Origin of the sequence: Enterobacter sp. V87_3, assembly GCF_029967835.1 — a bacterium.
GTDB lineage: Bacteria > Pseudomonadota > Gammaproteobacteria > Enterobacterales > Enterobacteriaceae > Enterobacter > Enterobacter cancerogenus.
In genome coordinates this window covers 1-18,025 of sequence record NZ_JASCAM010000028.1, presented here as the reverse complement: position 1 = coordinate 18,025, position 18,025 = coordinate 1, and the positions used below count along the sequence as shown (strand labels likewise).

At 54.5% G+C, this 18,025-nt stretch carries 11 protein-coding genes; 8 read left to right on the top strand and 3 right to left on the bottom strand.

Features of this window, described 5'->3' with window-relative positions:
- Positions 1-9 precede the first annotated feature (9 nt).
- Both QLG21_RS17010 and QLG21_RS17005 read right to left on the bottom strand, forming a co-directional pair.
- Positions 10-318, bottom strand: coding sequence for a recombinase-like helix-turn-helix domain-containing protein (locus QLG21_RS17010; RefSeq protein ID WP_006178427.1), 309 nt, complete (start codon positions 316-318; stop codon positions 10-12).
- Positions 315-638 (bottom strand): non-heme iron oxygenase ferredoxin subunit, encoded by a 324-nt coding sequence (locus tag QLG21_RS17005; protein WP_013098654.1) that lies wholly within the window; start codon positions 636-638, stop codon positions 315-317. The genes QLG21_RS17010 and QLG21_RS17005 overlap by 4 nt, the downstream gene beginning before the upstream one ends.
- Positions 639-1,044: 406 nt before the next feature.
- On the opposite strand from QLG21_RS17005, the gene QLG21_RS17000 reads away from it, so the two are divergent.
- Positions 1,045-2,256, top strand: coding sequence for an MFS transporter (locus tag QLG21_RS17000; RefSeq protein ID WP_282484884.1), 1,212 nt, complete (start codon positions 1,045-1,047; stop codon positions 2,254-2,256).
- 3 nt (positions 2,257-2,259) lie between these two features.
- Here QLG21_RS17000 and speB read toward each other — a convergent pair whose 3' ends face one another.
- A complete protein-coding gene (gene speB / locus QLG21_RS16995) occupies positions 2,260-3,180 on the bottom strand; it encodes an agmatinase (RefSeq protein ID WP_058608614.1) in 921 nt (306 codons plus the stop codon).
- Between the two features lie 412 nt (positions 3,181-3,592).
- Between speB and QLG21_RS16990 the strand changes: the two genes are divergently transcribed.
- From QLG21_RS16990 to QLG21_RS16960, 7 genes are all read left to right on the top strand, one after another.
- Positions 3,593-4,159, top strand: a complete 567-nt coding sequence (locus tag QLG21_RS16990) for a fimbrial protein (RefSeq protein ID WP_282484852.1) — start codon at positions 3,593-3,595, stop codon at positions 4,157-4,159.
- 54 nt (positions 4,160-4,213) lie between these two features.
- Positions 4,214-4,951 carry a fimbria/pilus periplasmic chaperone gene (locus QLG21_RS16985; protein ID WP_282484851.1) on the top strand — a complete coding sequence of 246 codons (738 nt, stop codon included), beginning with the start codon at positions 4,214-4,216 and terminating at the stop codon, positions 4,949-4,951.
- Between the two features lie 29 nt (positions 4,952-4,980).
- Complete coding sequence (locus QLG21_RS16980) at positions 4,981-7,554, top strand: fimbria/pilus outer membrane usher protein (RefSeq protein ID WP_282484850.1); 2,574 nt, start codon at positions 4,981-4,983, stop codon at positions 7,552-7,554.
- On the top strand, positions 7,551-8,546 hold the full coding sequence (locus QLG21_RS16975) for a fimbrial protein (protein ID WP_282484849.1): 996 nt from the start codon (positions 7,551-7,553) through the stop codon (positions 8,544-8,546). The genes QLG21_RS16980 and QLG21_RS16975 overlap by 4 nt, the downstream gene beginning before the upstream one ends.
- A gap of 17 nt (positions 8,547-8,563) precedes the next feature.
- Positions 8,564-10,297 carry a ShlB/FhaC/HecB family hemolysin secretion/activation protein gene (locus QLG21_RS16970; protein ID WP_137849922.1) on the top strand — a complete coding sequence of 578 codons (1,734 nt, stop codon included), beginning with the start codon at positions 8,564-8,566 and terminating at the stop codon, positions 10,295-10,297.
- A 14-nt stretch (positions 10,298-10,311) separates the two neighbouring features.
- Positions 10,312-12,183, top strand: a complete 1,872-nt coding sequence (locus QLG21_RS16965; RefSeq protein ID WP_282484848.1) for a filamentous hemagglutinin N-terminal domain-containing protein — start codon at positions 10,312-10,314, stop codon at positions 12,181-12,183.
- Positions 12,180-18,025: hemagglutinin repeat-containing protein (locus QLG21_RS16960; protein ID WP_282484847.1), on the top strand; the 5,846-nt coding region annotated here is incomplete at its 3' end. The genes QLG21_RS16965 and QLG21_RS16960, both read left to right, overlap by 4 nt.

The following is an 18,025-nucleotide window of genomic DNA, read 5'->3' as shown; positions in this document are numbered from 1 at the left end:
GCGTTGTCCTCAGTAGCCGTTAACCTGTAAGAATGCCTGGAAGCTGTTCTCGCTCCAGGGCTCGCCCTGCTGGTCGTGCAGGCGGACGGCGTTCAGGCCGTTCACCAGCTCCGGCAGGGTTTCCGCGCCCTGCTCAAACAATTCTTCCAGGGTGGCGATAAGGTGGAGCTCCCAGTTTTCCGGCTCGCGACTGCGGGTCTGCCAGATTAGGTTCTGGTATTCACCCGGCTTGTGGATCGCGCCGTTACCGCCCTCTGCCGGAGGGGTAAACTGGCGGCTTTCCGGCAACGCCGGGTTAAAGTTCAGGGTCTCGCTCATGCCACGGTCTCCTCGACAAAGGTAATCTGGATTTGGTTTTCAAAGACCCGAACCGGGTAGCGGTTGAGGTTGCGACCGCCGGGGCCGTGCAGGCACTGGCCGGTTTTGACGTCAAAAACCGCCTCATGCAGCGGGCACTCCACTTTGCCGTCTTCCACAAAGCCCTGGCTCAGCAGCGCGTAAGCGTGCGGACATACGTCTTCCAGCGCGTAATATTCACCGTCAATTAAATAAACGCCGATCTCTTTACCCTCGACGTTGCCGCTAAATGGGAAATCTTCCTGTACTTGTTCTGCGTCACATACGCCTATCCAGCTCATCACGATCCTCCAGGCTTTTGTTTCATATATGAAACTCTGTTTCTTATTTAATACGGTCAATATAAAAGCGATGAATCTTTCGTCAAGCGCCAATGTGACGAATTTGTTAACCAAATGGCAATTAATTAACTAAGTGTGCAAAGGATCACGAAAAAATGCAGCGATATGAAATTTTCATTATTCAGGCGTGAGGGAATACGTTTTAGTGATGGGAGGAAATGTTCTCTGAAAGATATTGACTTATTTTATCTTTGATCATTAGAAATAAATAAAAGGGATAACCCCGGTGTTTCACCCGTGAAACGAATTTTTAATTTACTGTTTATAAACAACGAGTTTCACTGGTGAACCATTTTACCTGCGTGACAATCACTTTAATAAAAAATCAATTCATAAGGCGGGCATGATGACGGCAAGATGGCAAGGTACGATGGCATTGTTATTGCTGATTATTATTTCGTATGTCGACAGGGTAAATATTTCGGTGATGATTTTAAACCCGGAATTTGCCGAATACTTTCAGTTAAATGAAAACAGAATGTTACAGGGAATGCTGATGACGTGCTTTCTCCTGGGCTATGGTTTCTCCGCGTTACTCTTAACGCCGGTTATCGAAAGCAAACTGCATTATCGGCAGGGTTTGTTGGTCAGCATTGCCATCTGGGCTGCGGTGTGTGCCATTTCACCGTTGCTCGGATCGCTGATGGGAATGCTCATCGCGCGCGTGATTTTAGGGGTTGCCGAAGGGCCGCTCTTTTCACTGAAAACGCGCTTTATTAGCGATAACTTCTGTGCAGAGGCGATCGGCAAACCCAACGCCGTGACCGCCCTGGGCGTTTCGCTGGGGCTGGCGATCGGTTTTCCGCTGGTCACCTGGCTGATGGCGCACCTCGGCTGGGCCGGATCGTTTTACGCGCTGGCGGCAATCAACCTGGTGCTGGGCGGCGGCGCGGTCTGGCGTTTTCTGCCCGCGCCGCGTGAGGTGAAGGCCATCCAAAAACCGGGTTTTATGCAGACTTTTACGCTCGCCTGGCAAACCCCGCTGCTTGGCCTGATCCTGCTGGTTGAAATCGCCACGCTGAGCTATCTCTGGGGCAGCAGCGCATGGCTCCCCGCCTGGCTGCGCGATGAGCATCACTTCTCGCTGCACGCGACCGGGCTGCTTGCCGCGGTCCCCTTCCTGTTAAGCCTTGGCTCAAAATTTCTCGGCGGCGTGCTGCTCGATAAAATGCGCCCGGAGCAGGCCCCGGTGCTGTTTGTGGTGGGTGGCTTGCTGACGGCGTTGTCGGTCATCGCGCTGATGCTGAGCCACCAGCCGGTGTGGCTTGCGCTGTTTATGCTCTCGGCAAATATCTTCTGGGGGCTTCAGGGGGCAGCCATTCCTGCGGTGATCCAGCATCACGCGGCGCGCGAGGCGGTCGGCAGCGCGTACGGCATTATTAATGGCATCGGTAATCTCTGCGCCGCTTTTATTCCGCTGCTGATGGGGATGGTAATGAAATCGATGGGGTCGGTCAGCTCGGGTTTTTCGGTGCTGGTCGTGTCGCAGGCGATCACCCTGCTGGCGGGCGGCGTGTTGCTGCTGCGCATGCGTCGCGCAGCAGCAGTCAGTGCGTAAAGGTTATTCGCCTTTTTTCGCGGCCTGGATGTAAAGCATTTCCAGCGCCAGGGTCGCCGCGGCCAGCGCGGTGATCTCGGACTGATCGTATGCCGGTGCAACTTCCACCACGTCCATGCCCACGATGTTCAGATCTTTCAGGCCGCGCACCAGCTTGATGGCACGGTCGGAGGTCAGCCCGCCGATGACCGGCGTACCGGTACCCGGTGCAAACGCCGGATCCAGACAGTCGATATCAAAGGTCAGGTACACCGGCATATCACCAACGATCTGCTTCACCTGGGCGATGATGTCGTCCACGCCGCGATCGTTCACCTGGCAGGCATCCAGCACGGTGAAACCGTTGTCTTTGTCGAACTCGGTACGGATACCGATCTGCACGGAATGGTTCGGGTCGATCAACCCTTCTTTCGGCGCGGTGAAGAACATGGTGCCATGATCGAATTCACAGCCGTTCGCGTAGGTGTCGGTATGCGCATCGAAGTGCACCAGCGCCATTTTACCGAAGTGTTTGGCGTGGGCGCGCAGCAGCGGCAGGGTTACGAAGTGGTCGCCGCCGAAGGAGAGCATGCGCTTACCGGCAGCCAGCAGCTTCTCGGCATGGGCCTGCAGCTTTTCGCTCATCTCACGCGCGTCACCAAAGGCATACACCAGATCGCCGCAGTCCACCACGTTCAGGCGCTCGCGCATGTCGAAGTTCCACGGGAAACGGTTGTGCTCCCAGGCCAGGTTAGTGGATACCTGACGAATTGCCGCCGGACCGTGACGGCCACCGGCACGACCGGAGGTTGCCATGTCGAATGGAACGCCGGTGATGACCCAGTCAGCGTCGCTGTCGTACGGCTGGAAGTTCATTGGTAAACGTAAAAAACCAAACGCGTTAGATACCAGGGAGTTATCGTACTGATGACCTAAAGTGCTCATGTACTGACCTCTTTTAAAGTCGTTGCATTAGATACAGATGAAAAAAAATCCCCTCCGCGTCGTTAAACCCGACGAGGAAGGGATTGATGTCCTTACTGCTTTTGCCTAATGCTAGCCTCTGGAAGGTGAAGATTCAAGCTCACTTTTCAAAACAGAAATCAATCGTGTCACCAGACTTATACGGCCCCAAAATATTCACCATACAAATAAAATTCATTTTTATAATTTATATTTTCTAAAGCCAGCCATTTATTCACATCATTTGTGCTTAAACGTCCGAAGCAAAACTTAATTCATAAATTTAATAAATATATCATTTTAAAACTAGGAATATATTTAGGCCTGGACGATAGCGGTGGAGGATATGACCTATATACAATACCCCCCCCAATGACATGATATGGATATTTTTATGAATAAGTTGTCTAAGCTGGCAATCCTGGCCGTTCTTTCAACCATCGGTACCGCCGCGGCAGCAGAAGATGGCACTATTACTTTTGAAGGTACTATCAGCGACGCCACCTGTACTATTACCGGCGGCGACGCACAGGGTGAATCTTCTACCCCTGATTTTACCGTTCATTTACCTTCTATTAGTGCAACCGCGCTTGCAACGGATGGACAGCGCGCAGGCGACACACCATTCCACATTACCTTAAGCGGCGCAAACTGCACCAATGGCAAAATTGCCAACGTATTTTTCGAACTGGCACAAAGCACCAATATTGATGCCACCACCGGTAACCTGAAGAATACCGTGGCGAAAGCGTCAGGCGGTGCGGAGAAAGTTCAGGTTGGTTTACTGGATTCTTCAAAAGCCATTCTGAACCTGAATACCGCAAACAATAACGCTAAAACCGTTACGGTTTCCGGTAATACGGCTCGCTTTGATTACTGGGCACAATATGTCGCGACGGGCGGGGCATCTACTGCCGGTCAGGTATCTACCGACGTTGTGTACTCCATTAAATATCAGTAATCGCGCATTTAGCGGGCATACCCGCTGAGAGTAATACCTAAAGGATTAGGCCAGATGTTAAAAAAACTTGTTATATCTTCTGTATTCATGACGACGCTGGCCTTTTCCTTTGCGGCCAGTGCAACGATTCAAATTATGACGACCCGTGTGGCATTTAACGCCGGGGAGAAAGAACAAACGATTCGTATTAACAACGTCAGCAAAACGCCCGAACTGGTTCAGGTGTGGCTTTCCAGCACCGATAAGACTGACGGCATCGCCAAAGAAGATGTGCCTTTCTTTATCACCCCACCGGCGGCCAGAATTAACGGCCAAAAGGGGAAAGTGTTCCGCATATTCCAGACGGAAGGCGCAGCGGCGAAATATCCAAAAGATCGTGAGACGGTACTGTGGCTCAACGTCCTGGATATTCCACCTGAAATGGCAGAAGACGCGGATAAAAATCAGCTAAAAATGGCGTTCAGAACGCTGATTAAATTTTTCTATCGTCCGGTTGGCCTGAAGGGTAACCCGATGAAAGCGGCGGACGAATTAACCTGGCAATTGAAAAAAACGGCCAAAGGTTATGACGTCGTTGGAACAAATAATTCTCCTTTCCATGTAAGCATGACGAATGTCTGGCTCAAAGATGCTCAGGGCAAAGATGTCATGATTGATGGAGAGATGATCGCGCCATATAGCACGATGGTGTATCACTTCCCGCAGGTTAATGCCGTGCAGGGAAAAGGGACATTCCAATACAATTATATTACCGATCTGGGTGCCTATATTAAGCGCACGTATAACTTCTGATTAGCAAGGATATTGACCAGGACGGTGATATGTCGATGTTTTTCAAAAAAACTTACACTCTCTGGGTGGTGAGTGGCTTTGTCATTTCGGTGACAAGCGCACCATCCACAGTTTTTGCCAGTGATACCAGTAAGCCGATGACATTTTCTCATGGGTTTATGAAGTATTACGATAGCGGAATCGATCTGACGCAATTTGACGGCGTAGAAAAAATACAGCCGGGTAAATATACGCTTGAGGTATATAGCAATCTCAAGCCTGTTGATACCTGGTCCGTCACCTTTGTGGCGGCAAATAATGAGCAGGGATTTAACGCCTGCATGACGCCCGAAATGGTCGTCCGCTTTGACGTCGACACATCAAAACTTCCCCCTGACTGGAAGCAGAATAGCTGCATTATTCTTCCTGAGCTGATTAAAGGCGCGACGGTTAATTATAACGCTGTAGAAGAACAGCTGGATGTCACTATTCCCCAGGCGATGCTGCTTAACACGCCTGCGGGTTACGTGAGCCCGGAGTTATGGGATAACGGCGTGCCGGCGCTGATGTCCTCCTATACGCTGAGCGCCACCAGTTCACGTTATCGCCCCACGCAGGATAACGCGACCTATCTCTACAGCAATTTGCACAACACCCTTGCGCTGGGGGCATGGCGCTTTACGACTTACGACAGCCTGAGTTCCGGCAGCGACACTGAAAATACCGGCGTGCAGCATATCCAGGCCTATGCAGAGCGGGCGATTGCGCCGCTGCAATCGCAGATTGTGCTGGGCGATATGAATACCACTGGGGATTTTTTCGACACCACTGCCCTGCGTGGCGTTCGTCTCGCCACGGACGATCGCATGCTTCCCGACTCCGTCCGCAACTATGCTCCGGTGGTGCGCGGCATCGCCAACAGCAATGCCACGGTGACCATCAAGCAGGCTGGCAACACTCTGTATGAAAAGGTGGTGCCGCCAGGGGAGTTCGCCATCAGCGATCTCTATGCGGCCGGCTATAACGGCGATCTTGAGGTCACCGTAAAAGAGACCAACGGTAAAGAGACCTACTTCGTGGTCCCCTACTCCAGCGTGCCGCAGCTGCTGCGCGAAGGTTACTCTCGCTACTCTGTGGCCGCCGGTGAAATTCGCGATACCTGGCTGAAAGAGGACCCGAAAGCGGTTGAGGGCACGTATCAGTACGGCTTATTCAATAACTTTACCGGATACGTTGGCGGGCAGAGCGCGTTTGAAGGCGACTACTCGTCGCTGATGACCGGTTTTGCGATTAACACCCGATTGGGCGCGCTAGGCGTGGACGTGACGCGCTCCTTTACCCGCTTCGAGGGACAGCCGGACACCGCCGACTGCGGCACCTTCTGCAATATGAGCCTGCGCATTAGCCTGGCGAAGACGCTCCCGACCACCGGGACGAACTTCAGCCTGATTGGCTATCGCTACTCCAGCGCGAACTTCTACTCCCTGAGCGATGCGGTCAGCCTGAAGCGCTCGATTGAAGCCGATGAGGATGACTATCTCCCGGAACGCTATCGCGAGCGCCTGGAAGCCAACATCAACCAGACGCTTCCCGCCGGTTGGGGAAGCTTCTACGTCAGCGGTTTTGTGGGCAACGTCTGGAACAACGAGCAGGGCCGGAATGAAAAGTCGAACTTCGTGCTGGGCTACAACAACCAGTTTGGCATCACGACCTGGGGGATCTCCCTTGGCCGGACCAATAACGACGATGGCGGCCACGAAGATACGCTCTATCTGAACATGAGTATGCCACTCGGCCACCACTACGAGAAGCAGGCTCGCCTGGGAGCGAACTTTAGCTATAACAGCGATGAAGCTAACTTCCGTACCTCGCTGAACGGCTCCGCCGGGGAACGCTCGCAGTTTGGCTTTGGCGGCTATTTCAGCCAGTCCAACACGCCGGAAACCAACTTCGGCATGAACCTCTCCTACACGGGCGAAAGCGCCTCGGGCGGGATGACCTACAGCCAGTCCCGGGATTCCTTTATGGGTGGGGTCAACCTGAACGGCGGCGTGGTGGTGCATGAAGGCGGCATCAACTTTGTGCCGACCCTGGCAGACACCATCGGCATCGTAGAAGCAAAAGGCGCAGAAGGCTCCCGCATCTACCCGGATTCCCAGGCCGTCATCAAAGACAACGGCTACGGCATTGTCGGGTATCTGGTGCCTTACAAGTACAACGAGGTATACGCCGACCCGAAAGGCACCGCCTATACCGTCGAGGTAGACGATACCCGCCGAACCATCGTGCCTACCTCCGGCGCGGCCGTGCTGATCAAAATGGACACCCAGGCCAATAGCCAGAGCTTTGTGCGCTTTGTGCACCCTTCCGGGGAGGTGATCCCCTTCGGTGCGTCGGTGCTGGATGCATCGCACAACGCCATCGGCATGGTCGGACAAAACGGCGTGGCGATGGTGTCGCTCAAGGAAGGCCAAAACGACTTCACCCTCCAGTGGAAGAAAAATAAACAGCCCGCACAGTGCGTTGCGCGTTATGTGAAACAAGGCGCTGAGGATCAGCCATCCGAGGAAGAGGCGTTTAAGGCTACTGAAATTACCTGCATCAATAACGGGGCAACACCATGAGACGGATCTTTACGGCTGCGCTGATTCTTTTATCCACGGCGTTTTTATCTTTAACATGCACCAGCGCCTATGCGGCGTTGTGCACCCGCACGTCCCCTCTGGCGACGCTCAATATCATGGACGACATCACGCTTAACGTCATTAAGCAGCGTGAGGTCGGCAAAGTTTTATGGAGCAAGTCCTACCAGGTGCCGGACGTTAGCTACACCTGTGACGCCTCCACACAATCCTCATGGCATTCAAGCTACTCGCGAAGCTATATCCGTTCGCAGCTTGATCATGTCTATAACACCGAAATCCCGGGGATTGGCATTCGCATGCGCTGGCCTACGCAGACCGAATCTTCCTGGCTGCCGGGTAACTCGGGTTCGCCGACCACGTGCTCCACCGGCTGTGGGGTGAGAAACAGCACGGTGCTGGTGGAAATGGTCCAGACCGGCGCGATGCCTGAAGGGGAATACATCATTCCAGCCGGTAAGGTGGCTGAAGCAATGGTGATCCCGACCGCCGATGCGAGCGAAAAACTGCCGATTATGGCCATCAACTTTGGTGTTGCCATTAAGGTGATTACCGCCGCGTGCACAATCTACCCCTCGGCAACAAACATCGATTTGGGCACTTATAACATCGCCGATTTTCAAAACAACGACAGTTTTCAGGGTGTTAAAAAAGATTTCAGTATCACCGTGGGCTGCCCTTCCACGGAAGATATTGGCATCACCTTCAACTCCTTAATTAACACCCCATTAGGCGCGTTGTCCGGCGTGATCGGCGTTGAAAGCGGCGACGGTTATGCAAGCAATTTTAGTATTCGCCTTTTTGAGAAGTACGGATCCGCGATCTCGCTGGGTAATGAGAAGATCTATACCGCCTCCACGCTCACCAAAAACTATCAGGCACAAATCTACGTTGGCAGTGGGGTCGATCGTAAGACCGCCCTCACCCCCGGCAGAGTTGTCGGCGCCGTTCAATACACCGTTCGCATTAAATAACGCTCAGGGAGAGAGAGATGCGTTGTCATTTTAAAATGAAAAAAGTCCTGTTCTTACTGCCTTTACTGCAGGTGGCCCATGCCGCCACGCTGCCCTCTGTTCAGAACAAGCAGGAGCTTGACCGCCTGGAGCGGCAGAGCAACCAGTATCTGATTGAAGAGGCGAAAAGAACGGAAGCGTTGCTGCAACAACAGCGCGCCAGTCGTGGAGAAGACGCGGAGTCCGGCCTGCCGGCTGACTCATCGTGGAAGTTCAATGTAACCCACATCGAGATCCTCGACGATCACCTGTTCGACGGTTCGCCGCAGCGCGAGGAGATCGTCCAGCGCTATCTGGGTAAAGATCTGGGTAAATCTGACATTTTCACCTTAGTGAAAGAGTTAACGGATTTTTATATTTCCCGTGGCTATGCCACCACCCTGATCAGCATCGATCCCGGCAACATCAAGAGCGGTACGCTCAAGCTTCGCGTGCTGTGGGGAAAGATCAACGCTTTCAAGGTTAACGGCCAGGCACCGGGCCTGCGTGATAGCACGCGTCTTTTTACCGCCTACCCGTTTGCCAAAGACAAGATCCTGAATATGCAGGATGTCGACCAGATGGTTGAGAACCTGATGCGGGTATCGCAGGGGGATAATATTCACGTCGAGCCCTCAATCATTAATGGTTATTCCGATCTTAACCTGATTCGTCAGCCCTCATTCCCGCTTGACGCGGCGGCGGGGTTAAATAACTCCGGGAATAAATCAGACGGCTGGCAGCAATATTACGGCAGCCTGACGGCAAAGAATATTGCCGGGTTGAACGACATCTTTAATGCGTATTACTCCTGGAACGACCTGAAAAATACGAATGATAAGCAGGACTCCTGGTCATTTAGCTACAGCGTGCCGCTGGGCTATTGGGGTTTTGATACCAGCTATTACAAATCTGAATACGAAAAAGGCATCGACGGCGGTTTCGGCATTTACGATTCCGATGGTACCTCCGAACGTGCATCCCTGCGCATTAGCCGCATGCTGGTGCGTGGCGCAACGGGTAAAACCAGCGCATGGATGAAGGTCGAACGCCGGGATAACTACAACGGCATCGAAAACGCGCGCATCGACGTTAGCTCAAAAACCTACACCTCGCTGGCGTCGGGCCTGACCTACGTTGGCGCAATGGGCGGCGGCTGGTTCTATGGCGATCTGAGCGTCACCGCGGCGGTGCCGTGGTTTGGTTCCGCCCGCGATGGCGATAAAGACCTGGAAGGTTTCGACGTCGATTACATGAAGTACAACGGTATTGCCTCCTGGACGCGCCCGCTCGCCAAGTTCGGCAGACTCGGCATGACCTATGAGCTGAACAGCGGTTTTCAGTACACGCCGGATGTGCTGGTGAGTGATGCCAAGGTCACTATCGGCGATGAATACACCGTTCGTGGTTTCAAAGACGACAACGTGATGAGCGACAACGGCGCATGGATTGCCAACAGCCTGCAGTTTCCTTTCGATATTGGGCTGGCCGGTATTTACCAGCTGACGCCTTATATTGGCTACGACTTTGGCTTTACAAAAGATAATTGCCCGAAAGGCGTCAATGTCTGCGACAGCCAATTCATGATGGGCGCATCCGTGGGTGTTAAAGCCACTGGCAGCCATTTCTCTTCCTACGTGATGGCAGGGTGGCCCGTTAAAAAACCAGACTCAATGGAAGAAGAAACCATCGATAACACGGTGGTTTATTACAAAACGGAAATTAACTTCTAACAAAGGGAAGAATAATGAAAAACAAAAACACACGCAGCGGAAAAATAACCACGCGCAATTTGCATAAGCGGCTCTGTCCTTTATATCTGTCTTTGGCAGGCATTTTCTCGGCCACCGCCGATGCGGCAACAACGCCTGATAATCGTCAGGCTAAAGGCCCGACCATGGGCCAGGCGGCCAACGGTACGCCGGTGGTCAATATTGCCGATCCTAATGCGAAAGGCATCTCCATGAATAAATTCAACGAGTTTAACGTTGAAAAACAGGGGATGATCTTTAACAACAGCATGCAGGACGGCGTGACGAAAATTGGCGGCTATGCGGTAAAAAACGCCCAGCTGCAGCACGAAGCCAGCGCCATTATCAGCGAAGTGACGGGCGCGAAAGCGTCCTACATTAACGGCACGATGGAAGTTTTCGGTAAAAAGGCTGACATCATCATTGCCAACGAAAACGGCATTAGCGTGAACGGCGCAACCACCATCAATGCCAACAGCCTGACCCTCAGCACCGGTAAGGTGCAGGCAAATAACGACGGTTCCTATAAGCTGGCAGTCGAAAAAGGGGCGGTATCCGTTACCGGTCAGGGCATTAATACCGACGGGCTGGGCTACTTCGACATCGTAAGCCGCAGCGCGCAGCTGGAAGGCGAAATTGCCGGTAAAGCAGACATCAAAGTGCTGGCGGGCCAGAACGATTACGATCTTGCGACCCGTAGCCACACCGTGCGTAACAAAGGCGACGGGCGGGGTCCGGCCGTTGCTATCGACGGTAGCGCGCTTGGCTCCATGTACGGCGGCAAGATCCAGCTGATCAGCACCGAATCCGGCGCGGGCGTCCGCCATGCTGGCGGCATTATCGCCAGCAGCGACCTGGACATCAGCGCGGATGGCGACATTACGCTCGCCAGCCTGTCGAGCGAGAAGAACCTGTCGCTCTCCGGCAAGAATATCACCCTGAACAAGTCCACTTCCGGCGTTCAGGCGAAAAACGACATTATCATGAACGCCCTGGCGGGCATCACGCTGAATAATGACGTGATCGCCTCAACCGGTAAAATCCGCATTGATGCCAGCTCGCTGGTGCAAAACGCCGCCTCGCTGGTGACCAACAACACCACCACTACCGTTCCGGCGATTCAGATTAACGTGGCGGGCCAGTATACCCTGAACGGCAAACTGCAGGCGCTGGACGCCAACGGTAAGGTCATTGCTGGCGGCGTAGTGACGCTGAAAAACGGCGATTTCGTCGTGAAGGTCAACGGCGCTGAAGTGCCGTTTGCCTCGCTGATCTCGGATACGCAGGTGACCAGCCACAGCGGTGATGTGCAGATTACCGCAGGCAGCATGAATAACAGCGGCGGTAGCGTCCTGGCGAAAAAAGGCACCCTGCAGTTCACCCTGAAAGAGGCCTTTGTGAACAGCGGTTCCGTCAGCGCGACGGGTGACCTGACGATTGCGTCCGGCTCACTGAAAAATGACGGCGTGCTTTACGCGTCCAACAACCAGACGCTGCGCGTCGGGAACCTGGACAACAATGGCCGCATCTTCGCGGAAAAACGGCTGGTGATGAACGCCAGCGCGCTGAACAACCGTGGAAACATCGGGGCGACCCGTGACGCACTGCAGATCACCACGACGGGCAATGTCACCAACAGCGGCACCCTCGTGGGTGATGCGGCGACCGTCAGCCTGAACGTGGGCGGCGACGTCGACAACAGCGGAAACATCATCAGCAACGAAAAAGATGTCACCCTCGCAGCCAGCGGTAAATCCATCAAGAACCAGGGCAAGATCGAGGGGAAAAACGTTACCCTGACCGCCTCCAACGCCGACGCGACGCTTGAAAACAGCGGTACGCTGAACGCCAGACAAAAGCGCAGGTGAAGGCGGCGAAGCTGAATAACAACGGCGGCACCCTGAGCGCAGCGGGCGATATCGCGCTGAACGTCAGCAAGCAGCTGAACAACACCCACGGCGGCGCGATCCTGGCGGGCGAAAACCTCGCACTGGACGGCGCGCATACGACCGCTCTGACCAACGACAACAGCCGGATTCAGGGGGAAAACATTTCCCTGACCAACATGGCGACGCTCAGCAACACGGGCGATGCCGTTCTGCTCGCCAACGGGGCGATGGATCTGTCCGGCGCGACAACGCTGACCAACACGGCCTCCGGCATTCAGGCAACGTCCATCCTGCTGGATCACATCGGCACGCTGACGAACACCCGCGATGCCACTGTCTACAGCAGCGGCAATCTCACCCTGTCCAACATTGGCACCCTCACCAACGATGCGTCACAGCTGGTGGCAGACGGTGCGCTGGCGATGCTGAATATCACCAACGTCTCGAACACGAACAGCGCCGCAATGGTCGGCAGCGGCAGCGTGACGATCGACACGGTGCATACGCTCAACAACAGCAACAGCGCGGTGATCCAGTCTGAGCATGCCCTCAGCATCAAGGACGTGGGTACGCTGAACAACAGTACTGACGCGGCGATCCTCGCCTCGGGCAACATGACCCTGGACGGCGTGAATACGCTGAACAATGCCTCGGTGATCCTCAGCGACGGCAGCATTACCGTGCAGAACGGCGACACGCTGCACAATAACGGCGTGGTGCAGGCGGGCACCGACCTGATTATCCGCAATATCCGAAGCCTGGTGAACGACGGGAGCGACCATGTGCTCATGGCCCTGCGTAACCTGACGATCGAGGATGTGGATTCCCTGACCAACTCCCACCAGGCGGTGATCACGGCCAGCATGAACACGGTGCTGAACGCCGTTGGCGTGCTGACTAACCTCTCCGGCGGGGTGATTCAGGCCGTTGACGGTGCGTTAACCGTCGCGGCAAATTCCCTGCTCAACAGCGGCAGCGAAAACGGTTCAAACTCCACCCTGGTGGCGGGCGGCGATGTGACCGTGACGTCAGAAAATGTGACCAACGAGAACGGCGCGGCCATTGTCTCGACGGATAACAACCTGACGCTGAACGTGGCGAGCAACCTGAACAACAGCGATGAAGCCGTGCTCGCCGGGGCCAAAACGACCTCGCTGAATGTACAGAAAGGCAACATCAAAAACACCACTAACGCAGTGATTGCGGGCACTAACATTGCGGTTGCGACCAAAAACCTGCAAAACGATGCCAACGCCTCCATCACCGCCGACCGGGATCTGCAGCTGACTCTCGCCAGCCTGAACAACACGGCCGGTATTCTTGAGGCCGGACGCGATCTCACGCTCAACGTCAACAATAGCCTGACCCTCGACGCCAATAACCAGAATATCAACGCCGGACGCGCGATGGCGATCACCACGCACGGCGACTTTACCAATAGCACCCAGATGGAAGCGATTGGCGATTTGACCGTGAATGCAGACGGTAACTTCACCAACGCCATGTCTATCGTGACCGGAGGCGATCTCAACGTCACCGCGGGCAACATCACCAACAATGCCGGTAGCCTGCTGTGGACGATGGGTGACCTGAGTCTGGATGCCCGTAACGGTAATTTCTTCAACGGCGTGTCGGGTAACGTGCTCAGCATGGGCGATATGTCGATTATCGCGAAGGAGATCTATAACCAGGCCGGGATTATTCGCGCTGAGAAGGACGTCAATTTAGACGCGGAATCCATCAGAAACGAAAGTAGCTACACCGGCGACGAAATCTCCATGACGGGGTATCAGAACGCCAGTGCGGTCTATGACACCGTTGAGCATCTCGCGACCAAATCTCAAACCCTGATCAACTTCTCAATGCCGATTGTGACCTCGGGACTGAAACTTGACCATCAGGCGGAGATCAGCGCGGGCGGCAACATTAATATCAACCAGCGCAATATCTTCGACAGTAAGCAGATCACGAACAAAGGCGGTCTGATTCAGGCGGCGAAAGATATTACGGTTACCGGTGATATCTACAACTCACCGGAATACGGTGAAATGTCCATTTATGATTATCTGCAGCTGCCGTTAGAGACGCAGGGCGGGATCACCTATCAGTGGCATTTAGGCGCTTACCATACGTCAACGTGGAATTTTGATACCCTTTATCAGTTCCTCGACTTCGAGTTTGGCAATGGCGCAGCAGCCGGTAAGTCAGGCAGTGACGATCCTGAAAAAGGGATCTGGTACAACGCCGTCGTGATGACCGGAAACGAGTCCACGCTTTTCAACAAAATGATGTCCGACATCTTCGGTGAAACCTGGCAAACCACCGACTACGGTACGATGCGTAATATCTGGGCGAGCGTCACGGCGACCAATAATGAAGCATTAAAAAACAATAAAACCTACTTCGTCCCGTCTGAAAAAGGCGAGATCACCGCTGGCGGTAACTTTACGCATAAAAGCGGCAAGCTGGATAACGGTATTGCGGGCGCCGGGGTGGTTAACAGCCACAGCAACGTGAGCGATATCGACGTGGGTGAATACACCGTGGATACGGTGATTGCCGGTTACGATGTCCAGGTCAATACCAAAAAAATTGACGAGCTGGCGATGGGCATTAGCCCGATGCCAACCATCAAGGACATGGTCTCTATTCCGGGCATGTTTGAAGTCTCTACCGACTTTAAGAAAACCGCCGAAGCAGAAAAAAATGGCACCGCTTATCCGGGGCCAGCCAACAATATCGTTCCGATCTTTGAAACGCGTCCGTCAATGATCGATCAGAGCGCGTATACCGGCTCGGATTACTTCTTCGATCAGGTGGATTATGACCCGCAGAAGCCGGTTAACGTTATTGGGGATAACTACTTCACCTCAGAGTTGATCCGCCGTGAAATCAGCAGTTCAGTCGGCAGCTTCTTTGCGATCCGAGATGGTCTGGAAGGCGACGCGCTGGTGCAGGCCCTGATGGACAATGCAGGCGTGGCGGCACAGGACAGCGAGCTGGGGCTGGTTGTCGGTCAATCCCTGACCGAGGAGCAGCGCAACGGGCTGGACTCCGATATCGTCTGGTTCGTTAATCAGACGGTGAACGGCGTGGACGTGATGGTTCCGGTCGTGTACCTGTGCCCTGAAACGCTTCGTCAGATGGAGAGCGGAGACGTTAACGGCGGCACCGCGACCATTCATGCTGGCGGCGATATGAACGTCGACGCGGACAGCATCAATAACGCCAACGGTACGATCTCATCCAAAGGCGACATGACGCTGGTCTCAGATGGCGATATCAACAACATCAGCAACGGCATGAGCGCGGGTATCTCTGCGGGCGGCGACATCAATATGTCCAGTACCAGCGGTAATATCAATAACAACGGCGCGGCGATCAACGCTGAGGGCGACGTGAACATGTCCGCGGCGGAAGGTGACATCACCATGACGGCCAGCGTAGGACGCGATGAGAGCGGCAAGCAGGTGATCCACGCCTTTGAGGACGGCGTCACCGCGGGCGGCAGCATTAACATGGAGGCCAAATCCATCACCTCCAACGCGTCGGATATTACGGCGGGCCAGGATGTGAGCATGAAGGCCACCGACGGCGACGTCACCTTCAATGACCTGCATGAAATTGACGCTACGCGCATCATTGATAACGACGTCAGAAGCGCGCTCAACTTCACGATGTCTGATACCTCAACCACCACGGGCAAAGCCATTGGCGCGAATGTTTCCGCTGGCGGCAACATGAGCATCGACGCCAAAAACGACGTGGTGATGGAAGGCGGTACTTACAACGCCCAGACCGGCAGCATTACCGCTGAAAATGACGTGACGATCAAAACGTCCCAGGACGTGGCTCACGAAGAGCAGCACAGCTCGTCACGCGAGTTTGTCATCAGCGCGGGCGTCAGCGGTGGCGGCCAGTCGGTTAATACCAGTTACGGCACTATGGACGGCGGCAGCACCGAAACCACGTCCGGCGACTATGTCAGCGCAGGGTCAGAATCCGACACCTCCGCTATCGGCAAGAAGCCTGGCCGTGCGCCGGTCAATGATACGGCTGGCTTCACGTTTGGTATGAGTACCTCCAGCGACTCGTCCGTCACCGACAGCAAAAAGAACACCAATGCCGCAATCAACTTCGGCCAGTCCGGGACGATTGAAGCAGGTAAAACCGTTGATATCGGCGGGGCAGATCTCAGCGCGGGCGATTCACTGACCATCAACGCCGAGGACGTCGCGACCACGAAATATGAAGATGAGATGAAAAACACCTCATCCCATAAAGAGACGTCGTTTGGCATCAAGGGTGAGGCCCACAGCACCATTGTGGATACCATTGATAAAGCCGGTAACCTGGTTGAAAAAGGCACCGAAGGCCAGTCTGCCAACGCCGGAACAACGGCAGCGGAAGTGCTGGGCGAGGCCTCTAACCTGCTGCTCAACGATCTGGCGGGCGGTTCCGTTACCATTGGTGGCAGTTCGTCTAAATCGCACTCGACCTCCACCTCGACGGCGGAAAACATTAACCACATCAACGCGAATAACGTTTCGATCAACACCAAAAAAGACACCACGTTGAACGGGACAGACATCAGCGGCCAGAACGTTGAAATTAACGCAGGCGGCGATGTGACCATGAACGCGGCGAAATCCACAACCAGCTATAGCAACACCACCGAGGAGCACTCGGCGGGCATCACGGCTGGCGTAGGCGTGGATCTCTCCGGCGTGAGCGGCGGCGCGTCTGTTGACTATAGCGGCAGCAAAGAGACCGGAACAGGCAACAGCACCAGCTACACCAACAGCACCATTACGGCAGGCGACGTCAAAATTAAGTCCGGCGGCGACATGACCATGAGCGGTGCCAACATTGACGCCAATACTGCGGATGTGGATGTTGCAGGTGACATGACCGTTAACTCCCTGCAGGACACGGTTCACACGGACAACGAGCGTGCTAACTGGGGCGCATCCGTAGGGGTTGCCGTATCGGCTAAAGGCGTGATGCCTACCGGGGCCGTTAACGGCGGCGGCGGTTCAGAGGCTCACGACTCAGCAACCACCGCGAAGCAGTCCGGCATTCACACCACAGGCGACGTGCAGGTGAAAACCGGCGGCGACCTGAACATGGCGGGCGCCAATATCGTCTCGGACAATGGCACCGGTGAGGTCAACGTTGCGGGCAATATCAACGCCAAAGATCTGCAAGATACCGTTGAGCAGGACGGCCTGTACGGCGGTGGCGGCGTAGGTATCGGCGGTCTGCCAGGTAAAAAAGGCGGCATTCCATCGGCTAACATCTACGTGGATACGGTCGATGAGATCCACCGTAACGAAACGCAGAAATCCACCATTTCCGTGGGGGGCACCACCAGCAAAGGTACGACTGGCGAGATCAACACCAACAAGGATGAGATGTCCGTTGTCACCCGCGATGAAAAAGAAGCGGGTAACAATATCTCCTATACCCTTGCGGATCCTGGCATCGGTAAGAAGAAAAAAGGCAGCTACGACGTCGATACCCCGAACGACCACCACATTGGCGGCGGCTCGTCGAAGCATTCGAGCGATGGCACCAGGAAGAAAGAGGTTACGCCAGCGAAACCTGCGCACAGCGAAGATGTGCCAGCCGTTACGCCGTCAAAAGCCGACACTCTGAAGCCTGCGCCGAAACCGGCTGACAGCGCGAAGAAGACAGACACCACCCCGTCTGGGACTTCGCATAGCGAAGAGGTGCCTGCCGTTAAGCCGTCGAAAGCGGATGAGGTGAAGCCTGCGCCGAAACCGGCTGACAGCACGACGAAGACGGATACCACCCCGTC